17 protein-coding genes are annotated in these 16,508 nt (G+C 40.3%); 3 read left to right on the top strand and 14 right to left on the bottom strand.

Features of this window, described 5'->3' with window-relative positions; genetic code table 11:
• Positions 1–15: 15 nt before the first annotated feature.
• From HII17_RS08875 to HII17_RS08930, 12 genes are all read right to left on the bottom strand, one after another.
• Positions 16–1,230 (bottom strand): aspartate aminotransferase family protein, encoded by a 1,215-nt coding sequence (locus HII17_RS08875; protein ID WP_169075020.1) that lies wholly within the window; start codon positions 1,228–1,230, stop codon positions 16–18.
• Between the two features lie 304 nt (positions 1,231–1,534).
• Complete coding sequence (locus HII17_RS08880) at positions 1,535–2,680, bottom strand: HDOD domain-containing protein (protein ID WP_169075021.1); 1,146 nt, start codon at positions 2,678–2,680, stop codon at positions 1,535–1,537.
• Between the two features lie 74 nt (positions 2,681–2,754).
• Positions 2,755–3,342 (bottom strand): anthranilate synthase component II, encoded by a 588-nt coding sequence (locus HII17_RS08885; RefSeq protein ID WP_169075022.1) that lies wholly within the window; start codon positions 3,340–3,342, stop codon positions 2,755–2,757.
• 90 nt (positions 3,343–3,432) lie between these two features.
• Positions 3,433–4,434, bottom strand: a complete 1,002-nt coding sequence (locus tag HII17_RS08890) for a 5-oxoprolinase subunit C family protein (protein ID WP_169075023.1) — start codon at positions 4,432–4,434, stop codon at positions 3,433–3,435.
• The gene (gene pxpB, locus HII17_RS08895; protein ID WP_169075024.1) at positions 4,421–5,146 is read right to left on the bottom strand and encodes a 5-oxoprolinase subunit PxpB; all 726 of its coding nucleotides are present in this window, start codon (positions 5,144–5,146) and stop codon (positions 4,421–4,423) included. Before pxpB ends, HII17_RS08890 begins: the two co-directional genes overlap by 14 nt.
• On the bottom strand, positions 5,146–5,868 hold the full coding sequence (locus tag HII17_RS08900) for a 5-oxoprolinase subunit PxpA (protein WP_169075025.1): 723 nt from the start codon (positions 5,866–5,868) through the stop codon (positions 5,146–5,148). The genes pxpB and HII17_RS08900 overlap by 1 nt, the downstream gene beginning before the upstream one ends.
• Positions 5,869–5,919: 51 nt before the next feature.
• Positions 5,920–6,384 carry a Cys-tRNA(Pro) deacylase gene (gene ybaK, locus HII17_RS08905; RefSeq protein WP_169075026.1) on the bottom strand — a complete coding sequence of 155 codons (465 nt, stop codon included), beginning with the start codon at positions 6,382–6,384 and terminating at the stop codon, positions 5,920–5,922.
• 127 nt (positions 6,385–6,511) lie between these two features.
• Complete coding sequence (locus HII17_RS08910) at positions 6,512–6,841, bottom strand: DUF5056 domain-containing protein (protein ID WP_169075027.1); 330 nt, start codon at positions 6,839–6,841, stop codon at positions 6,512–6,514.
• 12 nt (positions 6,842–6,853) lie between these two features.
• Positions 6,854–7,417 carry an RNA polymerase sigma factor gene (locus HII17_RS08915; RefSeq protein WP_169075028.1) on the bottom strand — a complete coding sequence of 188 codons (564 nt, stop codon included), beginning with the start codon at positions 7,415–7,417 and terminating at the stop codon, positions 6,854–6,856.
• Positions 7,418–7,425: 8 nt separating this feature from the next.
• A complete protein-coding gene (locus tag HII17_RS08920; RefSeq protein ID WP_169075029.1) occupies positions 7,426–7,788 on the bottom strand; it encodes a DUF6249 domain-containing protein in 363 nt (120 codons plus the stop codon).
• Between the two features lie 93 nt (positions 7,789–7,881).
• The gene (locus HII17_RS08925; protein ID WP_169075030.1) at positions 7,882–9,744 is read right to left on the bottom strand and encodes a hybrid-cluster NAD(P)-dependent oxidoreductase; all 1,863 of its coding nucleotides are present in this window, start codon (positions 9,742–9,744) and stop codon (positions 7,882–7,884) included.
• 94 nt (positions 9,745–9,838) lie between these two features.
• Positions 9,839–10,252 carry a hypothetical protein gene (locus HII17_RS08930; RefSeq protein WP_169075031.1) on the bottom strand — a complete coding sequence of 138 codons (414 nt, stop codon included), beginning with the start codon at positions 10,250–10,252 and terminating at the stop codon, positions 9,839–9,841.
• Positions 10,253–10,378: 126 nt separating this feature from the next.
• Here HII17_RS08930 and mpl point away from each other — a divergent pair, with 126 nt between their 5' ends.
• The 3 genes from mpl (at position 10,379) to HII17_RS08945 (ending at position 15,779) form a co-directional block, all read left to right on the top strand.
• Entirely contained in the window at positions 10,379–11,770 is a 1,392-nt protein-coding gene (gene mpl, locus HII17_RS08935) for a UDP-N-acetylmuramate:L-alanyl-gamma-D-glutamyl-meso-diaminopimelate ligase (protein ID WP_169075032.1), read from the top strand.
• Between the two features lie 3 nt (positions 11,771–11,773).
• Positions 11,774–12,418: a flavin prenyltransferase UbiX gene (locus HII17_RS08940; protein WP_169075033.1), complete on the top strand. Its 645-nt coding sequence runs from the start codon at positions 11,774–11,776 to the stop codon at positions 12,416–12,418.
• A 163-nt stretch (positions 12,419–12,581) separates the two neighbouring features.
• A complete protein-coding gene (locus tag HII17_RS08945; RefSeq protein ID WP_169075034.1) occupies positions 12,582–15,779 on the top strand; it encodes an amidohydrolase family protein in 3,198 nt (1,065 codons plus the stop codon).
• A 49-nt stretch (positions 15,780–15,828) separates the two neighbouring features.
• Here HII17_RS08945 and HII17_RS08950 read toward each other — a convergent pair whose 3' ends face one another.
• Together HII17_RS08950 and HII17_RS08955 are read right to left on the bottom strand one after the other, a co-directional pair.
• Complete coding sequence (locus HII17_RS08950; protein ID WP_169075035.1) at positions 15,829–16,137, bottom strand: hypothetical protein; 309 nt, start codon at positions 16,135–16,137, stop codon at positions 15,829–15,831.
• A 153-nt stretch (positions 16,138–16,290) separates the two neighbouring features.
• Positions 16,291–16,503: a hypothetical protein gene (locus HII17_RS08955; RefSeq protein ID WP_169075036.1), complete on the bottom strand. Its 213-nt coding sequence runs from the start codon at positions 16,501–16,503 to the stop codon at positions 16,291–16,293.
• Positions 16,504–16,508 lie beyond the last annotated feature (5 nt).

Below are 16,508 nucleotides of genomic sequence, written 5' to 3' on the forward strand. Positions count from 1 at the left end.
TAATATCGCTAACGATTACTTAGCTAGTTTAGCAACGGCTTTTTCAAAGCGAGCTAAACCTTCGGCAATGTCTGCATCTGGAATCACAAGAGATGGAGCGAAACGTACGATGTTTGCACCAGCTACTAAGGTCATTACACCTTCTTCCATTGCGGCAACTAAGAAGTCTTTTGCGCGGCCTTTATATTCTTCGGTTAATACAGCACCGATAAGCAAACCTTTGCCACGAATTTCTGAGAATACATTGTATTTTTCATTAATCGCATTTAACCCATCACGATAAAGCGCTTCTTTCGCATTTACACCAGCTAAAACTTCAGGAGTGTTCACTGTATCAAATGCTGCTTCTGCAACTGCACATGCTAATGGGTTACCACCGTATGTACTACCGTGAGTTCCAATTTTAAGGTGCTTAGCTATTTCTGTTGTCGTTAACATTGCGCCAATAGGGAAGCCGCCGCCTAATGCTTTCGCAGTCGTTAGAATGTCAGGGGTAACACCTAAACCTTCATATGCATATAAAGTACCTAAACGGCCAACACCTGTTTGTACTTCATCAAAAATAAGTAATGCATTGTGTTGGTCACATAATTCGCGAACACCTTCAGCAAACTCTTTTGTTGGTGAAACGATACCGCCTTCACCTTGTAATGGTTCCATCATTACTGCACAAGTATTGTCAGACATTATTTCTTTCAGTGAATCTAGGTCGTTGTATTCAGCGTGAACAACATCGCCAGGCTTAGGACCAAAACCGTCAGAGTATGCCGCTTGACCACCAACCGTTACGGTAAAGAAAGTACGCCCGTGGAAACCTTGTTTGAAAGAAATGATTTGTGACTTTTGCTCACCAAAGTTATCTAGTGCCCAACGACGAGCTAGCTTTAATGCTGCTTCGTTAGATTCTGCACCAGAATTAGCGAAATACACTTTTTCGCCAAAAGTATTGTCGACTAATTTTTTAGCTAAACGTAATGCTGGTTCGTTAGTCATTACATTTGATAAATGCCAAATTTTTTCACCTTGCTCTTTTAATGCACTTACTAGTGCAGGGTGACAGTGACCTAAACAGTTAACTGCAATACCGCCGGCGAAATCAATAAACTCTTTGTCTTGTTGATCCCAAACTCGAGAGCCTTCACCGCGAACTGGAATAACAGCTGAAGGTGCGTAGTTAGGCACCATTACATCATCAAATAACGCGCGGTCGACAGGAAAATGGTTCGACATTTGTATCTCCTCTACTTATGGGCTTGTAGTAATTTTTACTAGATTTATCTTAAAATTTAGACGCACAGTATGGCAGATTTTTAACCGTTTGTCTCGTTTGTGGTGTGCTGTAGCCCAATAAATACGGGAGCTTCAAAGATTTATGCACCTAAGCTGCATAACTATTATAACGTCAATTTATCCTGTAATTAGGCTGTAGGTAGGGCTAGCAAGTAGGATTGCAAATATCTACCTTATGATTAGTTTTCATAACTAATCAAAAAAAAATCTGATGAATTTTTATGGAATGGCTGCTTATTTGGTGTTATTTGAAGCTCAACTTGATGTGATCGATATCACTTTTCTTCAATAATGCGATGTCAGCAGCGGTTATTTTGGCGGCAGATAAAAACGCTTTGGCTTCATCGTTATCGATTAAATCTTCTTTAGCTAACGTTCGAAAAACTACGTAAGCTTTTGCTTTAGTAACTATTTTAGCAATGTCACTCATTTGAGATAAGTTTTGTGAAAACGCTAAATCGAAAAGTGGCTCTGTGATTGGTAATCGATCGAAGTTCATTAATTCAATCAAATCTGCCCCTACTTTATAGCTGCGAGTACATAACTGCTCTAGCAGTAATTCTGGAGAGTCTTCTAAACTGACTAACGCGTCGTGTAATCGTTTATCACGGTTGTCATATGCTTCTTTAATGTCAATATTATACAATTCGTTATATTTATTTAGAAAACAACGGGTTACGGCTAGCGGGCCAACATTAGACAACATGCCTGCGCAAAACGCTCTGTACCAATCAACACCTTGTGCTTCAGCTAGTACTCGGGAAGCCAATGCTACAGATAAGCTATCATTCCATAGCTTTCTTTTCATTAGCGGATAGGGGGCGGTACTTATTGGCAACCAATGTTTTAGGATAAAGGTTGGCATGATCAATTTTAAATTTTCTAAGCCAACGTAACTAATTGCTAAATTTGCATCGGTAACTTTTACATCAGCACGCTTTCGATATTGTGGCTTATTGACTAAATTGATGACGTCATCACATAACCAATTTAAGCTGCTCACTAACGGAGTGATTCGGTTAATCGAAGCAGCCCTTAATGAAAGTAACTCTAAAATGGCTGGAGCTGCGTCTTCAATACACAGAAACTTTTGATAGAAGTGTTCTTTATTTTCAAACTCAGTATTTATTTCGACGCCAACTTTGGTGAAAAACTTGGTCATCACCTGATTACGAAAGTGCTGTTCACCGTGCGCTTTGATGATTTTATTCTTATTAGCTTCTTCTTCTACATCTAATAACTCACGTCGACGGTTGGCTTGCTCGCTATCTTGTTGTGCGGAAACAACCACGGCACCATTTTTTTTCTGTGCAAAGTCTTTATTAATCATCAAGCTAATATAGCGTTGATAAATGGTCCAAGTTTTTTCGTGTTGTTCAAAAAGCTGCATGAATGTGAATTATTATTTTAAAACTAACTAAATATATATCGACAAAGTAAATTAATACATTAATTTACCGGAGATTAACTTGGGTATTGTGCCAAGAAGTTTTTCAAAAGCGCAAGCCCTTGTTCAGTTAAAATCGATTCAGGATGAAACTGTACGCTGGCAATGGGCAAATGTCTGTGTTCTAACGCCATGATTTCCTCAAATTCATCAGTTTCATTTGTCGTCCATGCCGTTATTTTTAATTCTTTGGGCAAGGACTGTTTATTGACAATGAGTGAATGGTAGCGAGTGACCTCTAATGGCAGATTAAGGGACGAAAACAACCCTGCTTGGCAGTGTTGAATGTGGCTAGTTTTACCGTGCATCACTTTTTTTGCTTTTTCCACGGTCGCCCCAAAGTGCTGTGCGATAGCCTGATGCCCTAAACAAACGCCCAAAATAGGTATTTTGCCAGCAAAGTGTCCAATAGCTGCTAAAGAAATTCCCGCTTTATCAGGGTTACATGGCCCAGGAGAAACAACTAAATAGTCTGGCGCCAGCAGAGCTATCTCCTCTACGGTCATTTCATCGTTACGAATAACTTTTACTTCTTGGCCAAGTGATTGGAAATAATGGACAAGATTGAAAGTAAATGAATCGTAATTATCGATCATTAAAAGCACGAAATAACCTCAGAAATTTAAAGCCGCAGTATTTTATAGTGGTCAATGATGAAAAGCTACGACTTACAATCACTCAATTAACTATAGAGTTCATTTTAAAGGTGTTTTAATCAAATTTAGTTTTTGATAAAACATTGAAAGTTGCATTTGCGCCTGTTCAACACTAATTGGGATAAATGAAATTTGTTGACCAGGGCGCATCTGACTTAAGCGAAATAAATCTGTTTTCATTATCGTGCCTATCGTTGGATAACCACCCATGGTTTGGCGATCTTTCATTAATACAATCCATTGCTTATCACTGGGTAACTGTATTTGGCCAAAGTTTACTGGTTTCGATAAGTCGCCCGTTAACTGTGTTATATGATCAAATATTCGATTTGCATGTGCGATTTCCTCGCTTTCTCTGTTTAAACGATATCCCATCTTGTTGGATTGGTTATCAATAACAAAAGTGAGTGATTGAATATCGTTTTTTATCGCATCATCCAAGTGCTCATATAGTGTGTTAGGAATAAATCGAGTAATAAGCTTTTCCTGAGAATAAAAGTTTCGGCTAGCTTGTATTAATTGCTTGTTTTTCTTAGTCGCGAATGACTCATCACTTTTTGTTAAGCCTGTTTTTATTTGTGAATTTTCAACTTGATAACTCGTTTGGTGTTCACATTGCCCTGCGACACTTTCAAACCATGTAGAGCTAAAGAAGCCACCTGTTATTGCAAGGTAGCAATAAATTCCTTGCTTGAGCGGTGAAATCGACACTTGGTCACCTGACTTTAGCTGAAGCGCTTGACAATGCGGTACTGCTTTGTCGTTGACATTAATTTCGGGAGCAATGCCAAAGATCGCAATGAAGCAGTCGACCTGTGCGGTAAATTGAATACCACCTAACATTATCTCTAATGCAGGCGCATTGGCTTTATTGCCGAGCAATTGATTTGCTCTTAGGTAACCGTGTTCATCGGCAACCCCAGAGCTAGGTACGCCTATCGATAGATTTTGTTGACGGCCTAAATCCTGTAGAGAGATGCGCTCTTGGCCTTTAGTTACGATTAGGGCGGTTGAAGTTGTTGGCATATTAAGCTTGCTCACTTATTAGCTGTCCACCTTGATCTTCAAATTCTTGTTTGGTGATTGGATAAAATTGCACAAGATCACCCACCTTAATCGTCGTTATAAGCCCAGAGCCTGTTTTTTGAAACATGGGTAATGGTGTTTGCCCTAGAATATGCCAGCCGCCGGGCGTTGCTTCTGGGTATACCGCAGATTGTTGGCCTGCTATTGCTACTGCACCTGCAGGTACTTTTGTTCGAGGTACTTTCTTGCGAGGCAGTGTTAATTGGTTCGCTAGCTTTGCAAGGTAGCAAAATCCAGGCGTGAACCCTTGGGCATATGCTCGGTAAATATCATTGCTATGCAGGTTAATTACTTGTTCTTTGGTTAGCTTGGTGCTCTTTGCTACTTGTGCCAAATCCCAGCCAGATTCGGTGCTGTAATAAACGGGAATCTTGATCGTATTGCCAATTGTTGCCTCGAAGCGTTCAGGAGTTTTTGATATTAGCTGTGTGATTACGGTTTTTAATTTTAGCAATGAAATTAATTGAGGTTGGTAGACAATCATTATGCTATTGAAACCAATAACACTGTCTAACACAATTTCCGCCAAAACCTTGCTAAGTTGTGCATCTAGCCAAAGAATTTTCTGATGTTGTTGATTATCAATTATTTCAGGCCAAGTCAGTAAAACAGTATCTTCACTGGTAAATTCAATGGTTACTTGAGTTGGAGTAATAAGACAGCTCATTAGGATTCAGCGAGCTTTTTTACTATCTCAATCGCATTATTAGTATCACCATGTACACATAACGTATCAACTTGAAGAGTTAATGGTTTTCCATTGATACTTAAAAGATTGCCGGTTGAACTTAATTGCTTAACGCGCTGACTGATTTGGTCGGGATCGGTCAGCACAGCGTTAGACTCAGTTCGAGGAACTAATAAGCCATTGTCTTGGTAGTTACGATCAGCAAATGCTTCAAACCTTAGGGTTATTCCGTACTGCTGAGCAATTGCGATAAATAACTCATTATTTGGAATTGCTTGAATAACTAACGGTAATTGATCGTTGAATTGGCTGAGTGCCTTACAGAGCGTTTGGAATATCGCCTTTTCTCGCATCATGTCGTTATATAAAGCGCCATGAGGTTTTACATAATCTAGCGTTGCACCTTGTACCTGGCACATACCCGCTAATGCAGAGAGTTGAAAATGAAAGCAGGCAATTAGCTCTTGTTCGCTTAGGGCCATAGATCGTCGGCCGAAACCTTGGATATCGGGATAACTCGGATGTGCACCAATTGACACGTTATGCGTAACCGCCAGTATAATAGTGTGTTGAATAATAAGCGGGTCGCCGGCGTGAAATCCACAAGCAATATTAGCTTGGTCTATTAATGGCATGATTTGAGCGTCATTACCCATTTGCCATGCACCGTAGCTTTCACCTAAATCACAATTGAGCTTCATAGATTATCCGTAAACATAGTTTGAGCCTTAAAAGTAACGTAGTTTTAGGGCTTAGGTCAAAGTGGCAAACAACCCATTAGTCGCGGTAAGTAAATCTTTTGGCTTAAGTTCAATTTCTAAGCCTCGACGACCTGCACTGACATACATTTTCTCTAATGAAGCAGCACTTTCATCGATAATAGTAATTAGCCGTTTTTTCTGACCAAGAGGGCTGACGCCTCCTAATACATAGCCGGTTGAACGCATCACTTCATTTGGCTCAGCCATTTGTGCTTTTTTAACTTTTGCCGCCTTGGCAAGTTGCTTGAAATTTAATTTCATTGCAACAGGTACAATTGCGACTGCCAATTGATTGGTGTCGAGTTTAGCAACTAAGGTTTTAAATACTTGCGTATGATTTAAATTAAGTTTTTCTACCGCTTCCATGCCAAAAGAACCTGCATTGGCATCATGTTGATATTCATGCAGAGTAAAAGGGATATTAAGTTTTTGGGCGAAAGTTACTGCTGGCGTCATGCTGGCTACAATCGAAATTGGTCAGTGATTTTTTATACATTGATAATATGACTAAGACGACAAGTTAAGCAAGCGCTATCACTTCAGCCTTCAATTCCAATTAACGCGTTATCCTTGTAAAAATGAGTTACTGCTCCATTCGCACAAAAGCGTATGCAATAAGCAATAACGGAATTGATAGCGCATAATTTATATAATTCGAAATGGCTGTTGATTTTTGAGTTGTTGTAACAGACTCGGCAAACGAATTGACCAACAGACTTATTTGTTCAAGCCATTCAACAACCGGATAAAAACTGACAAAAACAAGACCTAATACAACAGATATTATGGTTAAAATTACTTTTCGCGTTTTCTCATAAGATGCCAGTTGCTGAGTGAATTGCCTGCTAAACCCATCGTCTTGTATTTCGGCCAAAGGGCTCGACAGCATTTGGTCTAATTCATCTTTCATCATTTGTCTTATCCTTCAAGCGGCGCCATCTATTGCTTTAGTGTTACTGGTATCTGTTGCTACAGCTAACATGATGCTAAGTCTTTCTTTGCCTCGGCGGCAATGAGATTTAACCGTACCAAGTGGTAAATGGAGTATTTGACTTACCTCTTCCTGACTATAGCCAAAACTATACTGCAAAGTCAGGCAAGCTCGCTCATTGGTTTTTAGCTTCGTCATAGCAACCTCTAGATCTTTCCTGATAAGCACAGCGTCGACATGTGCTTCTTCAGAGAGCGATTCATCTAACTCGTCATAGTTTTTCTTTGCTCTAAGGTGTTGAAGAAACTGAAAGTAAGCGATGCTAAACAACCAACTTTGAAACTTTCCTCTACCTTCAAATTTCGCAATTTTGCGAAAGGCTTGCCAAAATGTTTCCTGTGCTAAATCATCAGCCAGTGAAAAATCATTCACAGATAAACGTCGGCAATATTGCCTAACTGATTGTTGATAATATTTTACCAACTGCTCAAATGCTTGCCCGTCTTGATTGACAATCACTTGAGCGATAATGGCACTTTCGTTAGCTAACGGTTGCAAACTAATACCTAAGCGCTTTTAGGCTTGAGTTTATAAAGGGTTAAAAATGCAATGCCCAAGAAAAATGGGAAAACTGCCAGCCAGGTAAAGGCTTCCTCATCAACTAAGCCATAGTGGCCATAGCAAAAGACAGCAATACTTAAAAATATCGCAATGATACCGCGGGATAAATCTCTATCGTCATTAGCATCTATATACCGAGAGCGAGTGATATTGTTGATGATTTCTGCAGTCAATGGTTGTTCGCTCGCGATCATTCTTTGCAATGTTTCTTGCTGATCTTTTTTAATGTTCGCAGCACGGTTAATAAAATTCCAAACCACCGCCGCAATACAAATAAATAAAACGATTGGTACGAATAAACCTTCCATAATAAATTCCTGTTTTTTTGTTTGTTATCTCTATAGATGCAGTAAATTATTATTTTGGATGCAAAAAATTAAAAAAAATTATATTTCGCAGCTTTAAACCTTAGTGATCACGATATCTGACTCTGGAATACAACTGCAGGCGAGCACATAACCTTGCTCTTTTTCGCTCGGCATTAACCCGTCGCTAGCCAATTGATTAACTTGACCGCTTTCCAGTTTCACTTTACAGCTTCCACACATGCCGCCTCGACAAGAATAAGGGAGAATAAGACCAGCAGCTTCTCCTTGTTCCAATATGGTTTCTTTACAATTGCCTTGAACAGGTTTATCCCAAGAGTCGAACAAAATGTTTACCTTTTCGGATAATTGTTTAACAGGAACTTCTTTAATGTTTTTTCTTTTCCCGAAGCTTTCAAAATGAAATTGTGACTCAGGTAGGCCAAGGGAAAATAGTAGTTGTTTTGCTTGTTCACGGAACGCTTCAGGGCCACACACCATAACGTCGTGCTCAATTAAGTTTGGAATATTACCTAGCATGTTAGTAGATAAGTGCCCTTGGTAATCTTGCCATTGCGGGCTAGCTTGTTGTGTTAACGTATAATTGACCTGACAATTACCGTGCTGGCGCGCAAGGGCATTTACTTCATCTGCAGCGATCAGGTCTTTTTCACTGCGAGCGCTATGTAAAAAGGTAATGGCTTTTTTAGCTGTGGTATCAGTTAATGCTTTAAGGAGAGAAAGCATTGGTGTAATGCCTGAGCCAGCGCTTAGTAGTAATACTTTTTCTTTCGTTATAGTTCTTGCGTTAAAATTTCCTGCAGGTAATTTAGCCGTAATTTCGTTGCCGACAGTGAAGTGGTCGTGAAGAAAGTTCGACACCTTGCCATCTTTAACCCGTTTAACTGTAATAGCGAAGGATGCGTTGCGGCTAGGGCTAGAACTTAACGTATATACGGCGTTAACTTTCTTACCATTAATAGTTAATGTGAAGGGCAAATGCTGACCCGCTAGATAATCTGGTAGCTCGCCATTTTTTGCAGTAAAAATAAAAGTTTTTACATCATGTGTTTCGTCATATATGTGTCGACAAACTAGCGGATAACTGTCTAAAGTTGTACTCGATTTCTTTTTACTTGTAATAAACGTAGGCGGTGTTTGTTGATCTAATACCGTTATTTTATCGCCAATTTTTATTTGGCCTTTATTTAATGGGATTAAATTCTGGCCGAACATCACATCGCCTTTTTCTACTTTTCGATAACTTTTCAATGTGGCTAATGGTTCTTGCTGATGGTGCTTTTCCGCTGTTATTGGGTCGACAGTAGTAAAAATACAACGAGAACATGGTTTTGTTAGCTCAAATTCAACTTCCCCAATGCGAATATGTCGCCAACTATCTTCGGCAAATGGCTCGCAACCGGAAACAACCATGTTGGGACGGAATTGCTTCATCGAAACAGCGTGCTTTAGTTTACTATTTAAATCATCAAGGGAAGCTTGTGAAATTAGTAGCAAGGGGTAACCATCAGCAAATGCAACAGGGGTGCTTGTGTTTTTGACTTGTCGGCTAGATTGCTCACCAAAGAATAATAAGTGACATGAATGACCGACAAACTGGCTAATCCAGTTATCTACAGATTCATGACATCGCTGCCCTAGAATACTATCTCCCCAAACACTTACATGCTGATATTGGTCTAAACACTGGTGATATTTCACGTTGAGCAGTGGCATGTCTGGTGCAGTGATCATCAAGCCGTCAGGCGTTAAGTTGGCCTGTATTAAACATAGCTTAGGTAAAGTACGTGCCGTAATAAATTGCCCATTGCTATCGCAAACAACGAAGCGGCGATCGTAAGGAAGGCCAATATTATCAACCCAGCTTGAAGAAATATCGATGCCAGCGCTAGATTTTATAGGGTATACACTAATTTGTCGTAATTGAACAGAACTCAAAACCTATTCCTTGTAAGTAAAATATGCCTTTTTCATTAATAAAGCTTGGTCAATATCTGCCTAATTATCAATGACAAAATGATGAAATTATTAGCTACTTGAGCAATATATGCGTAAAAAAATTCATACCAATTAACACAATATACGGGAACGCAACTGTTGGCCTAATTGCTTGGCGAATATATTCCATTATTAATGTCGTGCCGGTAAATGCAGACCGTTGATAAGCAGTGTTAAATTGAAAGGCGATATCGGACTCTGATTTCAACATCTCGCTTTCAAGGTATAACAGCCTTGTTTCGATACGAGATTGAAAGGTTTTCCAGATGCCATCTTGTAGCCATAGGGTCATGAGTACGACACCTATAAGGATGTTATTCTGCTCAGCGAAAATTGCCATAGCCAATATAAGGGTGCTGACAAGTTTGATGTAAAGCGAATGCTTCTCGTAACTATCATATTGATTTTGTAGTAAACACCATTCGGCATTAAGTGCGCTTGTTTTCATTTGTTCCCTTTAATTGAGCAAAGCGTAATTGATATACCAAGTATAAATCCCAGCAGATAAGTAGGAAAGCACATAAATGTCGGGTATATTGTCGAGCAATCTAAAAGTCGTATTTTAATTGTATTTATGCATGTTCATATATTAGGTATTTGTGGCACTTTCATGGGCGGTATCGCTGCTATTGCCAAACAATTGGGATATCGCGTGTCGGGTTGCGATGCCAATGTTTATCCACCAATGAGTACTCAACTTGAAGCGCTAGGAATAGAGTTAATGCAAGGTTATCACACCGAGCACTTAGCTGATGAGCCTGATATTGTCATTGTCGGCAATGCGATGGCTCGTGGTAACCCTATGGTGGAGTATGTGCTTGATCGCAATATTCCTTATACATCTGGCCCGCAATGGTTATTAGAACATGTCCTTAAAGACCGTTGGGTACTAGCGGTTTCCGGTACACATGGTAAAACAACTACTAGCAGTATGCTGACTTGGATATTAGAATATGCCCATATGAAACCAGGCTATCTAATCGGTGGTGTTCCTCAAAATTTTGATGTGTCGGCTCGCCTAGGTGAGTCACCATTTTTCGTTATAGAAGCGGACGAATATGACACTGCCTTTTTTGATAAGCGCTCAAAGTTTGTGCATTATCGCCCGCGCACGTTAGTGATTAACAATATGGAATTTGATCACGCTGATATTTTTGATGATATCAGTGATATCCAACGACAGTTTCATCATTTGATTCGCATGGTGCCAAGCAATGGTTTAGTGCTGTCTCCAGAAAATGACGAATATATCCAGCAAACATTAGCTAAAGGCTGCTGGACGCCTACCGAAAATTGGTCGCCATCAGGTGACAACGCACAAACGTGGCGAGCCAATAAATTAAAAGCTGATGGCAGTGAGTTTGAAGTCTATTTCGCAGGGGCGTTGCAAGGCACTGTGAATTGGTCACTCATTGGCGATTTTAATATAGAAAATGCCATCATGGCGATTGGCGCGGCACGCCATGCTGGCGTACCTAGCAAAGTGGCAATTGAAGCGCTGGCGGAATATGTCAATACCAAGAGACGATTAGAGCTACGCGGTACGGTGAATAATATAAAGGTGTATGATGATTTTGCTCATCACCCAACAGCTATTAGTAAAACATTAGATGCTATGCGTGCTCATGTAGAACAGGATACGGCGTGTGAGCAGCGAGTATTTGCTGTATTAGAGCCTCGTTCGAATACCATGAAAAGTGGTGTGCATAAAAATACACTAGCAGGATCGCTGGCTAAGGCTGATCAGGTATTTATTTTCCAAGGGGAAAATGTAAAGTGGTCAGTTGCTGATTTAGAAGCGCAGTGTGGGCAGCCATTCATTGCTAAAGATGACGTTGAGCAACTGGTACAATCGGTGGTTGAACGTGCACAGCCTAATGACAGCGTCGTAGTAATGAGTAACGGTGGTTTTGGTGGATTCCATACTAAACTGTTGACAGCGTTAAAAGAAAAATTTGAAGGCTAATTAATGACTGAGTTAATAATAAAGGCTAATGAACAGGGTTTTGAAGAAGCTATCACGGTAGCGATTACCGGCGCATCAGGAGCACCTTATGCTTTGCGCTTAATCGAGTGTTTAGTAGCTGCAAACAAACAAGTTTACTTATTAATGTCCAGTGCAGCTCGGGTGGTGTTTGATACCGAAGTGAACATTAGGGTGCCAGGTAATCCTGACGCGATTAGTCAGTTTTTTATCGAGCGTTACAACGCTAAACCGAATCAAATTATCGCCTTTGGCAAAGAACAATGGTTTTCTCCAGTGGCTTCTGGCTCTGCAGCACCTAAAAAAATGATTGTTTGTCCATGTTCTACTGGTACGTTAGCGGCCATTAGCCAAGGGATGAGCGATAACTTAATTGAGCGAGCTGCTGATGTTGTCATCAAAGAAAAAGGGCAATTAATTTTAGTGCCTCGCGAAACACCATTTTCGACAATTCATTTACGCAATATGCTTAGCCTATCTGAACTCGGTGCAACGGTTATGCCCGCTGCGCCGGGCTTTTATCACAACCCTCAATCGATTGAGGACCTAGTAGATTTTATGGTAGGACGAGTGTTGGATCATTTAGCAATCAACCAGTCGATTATGCCGCGTTGGGGCTATAGAAAATAATCTGATGATAAATTGGGTGCGTTTGAGAATTTAAATTCACAATTATCGATAAAAAACGTGAATTCACCGTAAAACTCTTACCTTTTGTTTAGCAATGTGCTTTATTTGATTAGTTTACTAATAATCAGGCCAAAGGCTGCTTCTAAAATAGGTTATAAAGCACATGTCTAAACGACTTACAAAATTATCAACAATCGCGTTAGCGCTAGGTGTAGCGTTTTCTACGTCAACGTTTGCAGACGACACAAAAAAAGAAGAAAAGTGGTCAGTTAACGATCCACAAGGTCAATTTACTACTGCCAAAATTAATGTTGAGCAGGGTACTTGGATGAATATTGATGTTAGCCCTGATGGCAAAACTATCGTATTCGATCTACTAGGTGATTTGTACACCATGCCAATTACTGGTGGTAAAGCGACCCCGTTAATGACTGATATCGCATGGCAAATGCAGCCACGCTTTAGCCCTGATGGTAAGCATATCGCTTATACGTCTGATGAAGAGGGAGGCGATAATTTGTGGCTAATGAATGCAGACGGTTCAAATGCTAAATCGCTTACCTCAGAAACTTTTCGTTTATTAAATAGCCCTGCATGGTCGCCAGACGGTAATTATATTGTTGGTCGTAAGCACTTTACGGGCTCTCGTTCATTAGGTGCTGGCGAGGTATGGCTTTACCATAAAACGGGTGGTCAAGGGGTCATGCTAACCAAACGCCCTAACCAGCAAAAAGATTTAGGTGAACCTGCATTTTCTCATGACGGCAAATACGTTTATTTCTCCCAAGATGCAACGCCAGGTAAAACATTCCACTACAGTAAAGACTCTGAAAAAGGCATTTATAAGATTAAGCGCCTTGAATTAGAAACTGGTGAAATGAATGTGATCGTTTCAGGTAAAGGTGGTGCAATTCGCCCAACTCCGTCACCAGATGGTCGATTCCTGGCTTACATTAGCCGTGATGACTTTCAGTCGAAACTGTATCTGTATGATTTAAAGAGTGGTAAAGAAACGTTAATTTATGACGATCTTGAACGTGATATGCAAGAAACATGGGCAATTCATGGTGTTTATCCAACGATGGCTTGGACACCCGACAACAAAAGCATCGTGTTTTGGGCAAATGGTAAAATTAATAAGTTAGATGTAAAAAGCGGTAAGGCCAAGGTTATTCCTTTTAAAGTGGAAACCGAAAAGAAATTGCAAACCGCGGTACGTTTTCAGCAACAAGTTCACCAAGATGAATTTGACGTAAAAATGCTGCGCGATGTAGAAATTTCACCTGATGGCAAGCGTGTAGTGTTTGAAGCCATGGGCCATATTTACACACGTAATTTACCAAACGGTAAGCTAAAACGTTTGACTAAGCAAAACGATCATTTTGAATTTAATCCTAGCTTTTCTCGTGACGGTAAAAAAATCGTTTACGTAACTTGGGATGACAAAGATTTAGGCCAAATTCGCGTAGCGTCTAGTCGTGGTGGAAAAGGTAAGGTTATCAGCAAAGAGCCGGGCAAATATATTGAGCCGAGCTTTTCGCCAAATGGTAAAACGGTTGTTTATCGTAAAATATCTGGTGGCTACATTACCGATCCTGTTTGGGGTTTAAACCCCGGAATATATTCAGTTTCTGCAAAAGGTGGTGAGCCGACATTAGTAACTGAGAGTGGCTTACAGCCACACTTTGGTGATCGTAATGACCGCATTTATGTTGTGCGTAACGGCAAGAAAACCCAGTTAGCGCGTATCGACTTAGATGGCCAAAATGATACGACCATTTACCAAGGTAAATTTGCGACTGAATATAAAGTCTCACCAGACGGTAAACATGTTGCTTTTGCAGAGCGCTTTAAAGTATTCGTTACGCCCTATATTGAACGTGGCGATACAATTGATACTGGTCCCAAAGCAAGCAACTTACCAGTGAAAAAGCTTTCAACACGTGCTGGCGAAGGCATTAGTTGGAGCGCAAATTCAAAAGAACTTTATTGGAGCTTAGGTCCAGATTTATATCAAGCTTCAGTAAAAGGCTTGTTTGATATTACTGAAAAAGATGCTGAAGCTAAAGATGTAGAGCCAAAGCAAACTTACTTAGGTTTTAAGAAGAAAGCAGATAAACCATCAGGTGTGATTGCTTTTGTCGGCGGCACCGTCGTTACAATGGAAGGCGATCAAGTCATTGAAAACGGTGTCGTTGTTGTTCAAGGTAACCAAATCGTGAGCGTTGGTAGTAAATCTCAAGTTGAAGTGCCAAGTAGTGCTAAAGTGATTGATATTACCGGTAAGTCAATTATGCCTGGCTTGATTGATGCGCATGCGCATGGACCGCAAGGCTCAAATGAAATCATTCCTCAGCAAAACTGGAAAAACTACGCAGGCCTAGCGTTAGGTGTAACAACAATTCACGACCCTTCAAATGATACGACTGAGTTCTTTGCTGCCAGTGAAATGCAAAAAGCTGGTGACATAGTCGCTGCCCGTTTATATTCAACAGGGACTATTTTATACGGTGCAACGGTTGCAGGTTACACCTCGCATGTCGATAGTTTAGATGATGCAAAATTTCACGTTGAACGCCTGAAAAAAGCGGGTGCGATTAGTGTAAAAAGCTATAATCAGCCACGTCGTAATCAACGTCAGCAGTTTATACAAGCTGCACGTGACTTAGAGGTGATGGTAGTGCCAGAAGGTGGTTCGTTATTGCAACATAACCTTACAATGGTTGTTGATGGTCATACTACGCTTGAGCACTCAATTCCTACGGAAAATATATATGATGATATTAAACAACTATGGTCTGCATCGGAAATGGCTTATACGCCAACAATGGGTGTGGCTTATGGCGGTATCCAAGGTGAACTGTTCTGGTATGACACTACTGATGTGTGGAAACACCCGCGTTTAAGCAAATATGTACCCGCTGAGTTTTTAGACCCAGCGTCTATGCGTCGCCAAAAAGCACCACACCACCACTATAATCACTTGAACGTTGCTCGTGTTGCTAAAGAAATGCAAGACTTAGGCGTTGAGGTGAATTCGGGTGGCCATGGTCAGCGTGAAGGTTTAGCGATGCACTGGGAAATGTGGATGATGGCCCAAGGTGGTATGTCGCCACTTCAAGCACTACGTACGGCAACTATTTCTCCGGCTAAATCACTAGGCCTCGACAAAGAACTAGGTTCGCTTAAGGCTGGAAAATTAGCAGATATTATTGTAGTTGATGGCGATATCACCAAAGATATCCGAATTAGTGACAAAGTCACTCATACCATGGTCAATGGACGTTTATATGATGCGGATACTATGAATGAAATAGGCCATTACGATAATAAACGTGAAAAGTTCTACTTTGAAAAATAAATGCTAATCGCAGTGATTAAGAAGTAAATTTACTTATTAGAAAGCCCGATTATTTCGGGCTTTCTTTATAGATGTCAGTTAAAGCATTTTCTATTGCCGAAAACTCTTCTACAGGCATTGATAATTTATGTTGAACAACTATCTCTTCAAAATATTCAGAGCGTCTCATTGTTTGATCAAATAAGGCGATAACAGCTGCTCCTATTTGTGATTTCGAACAAACTAGGTGTCCAAAAATGAAGTTCTGGGCTTCACTAAGCTCATGTCGCTTAAAGTTGTTTAATTGCTCAGGTTGATATGCCGATATCATAGTTGGCCAATACTCTAATATGCCATCAATACGGCCCTTACTGAGCATTTCTCTACTTCGCTCTAAAGAATTAGTTCCTTCTATTTGAACAAAGTTAGAGTGTCCAGCGGAAATAACTTCATCTGCATATTGACCATAACTCCTGCTCCCAACAATACCAATTTTTAACTGGTAATGATTAATGGCTTCGACTAGCGATAATTATTTGGGAACAGTAACGTTTTCGCGAGTAATAAGCCTATTCGGTGGGAAAGCCATCACAGGGTAGCGGCTAAATATTGTTGTTTCTGCTCGTTGTGGGTTATATGTTTTGTTGTAAAGGCAAACATTCTCAGCGTTAGTCACTTCATGCCATTCTCGTTGCGCATCCACTGTCGAACTTATGATCCAAATTAGGATTAAAACAGCTTTCATATTGC

The organism is Thalassotalea algicola (assembly GCF_012932965.1).
GTDB lineage: Bacteria > Pseudomonadota > Gammaproteobacteria > Enterobacterales > Alteromonadaceae > Thalassotalea_F > Thalassotalea_F algicola.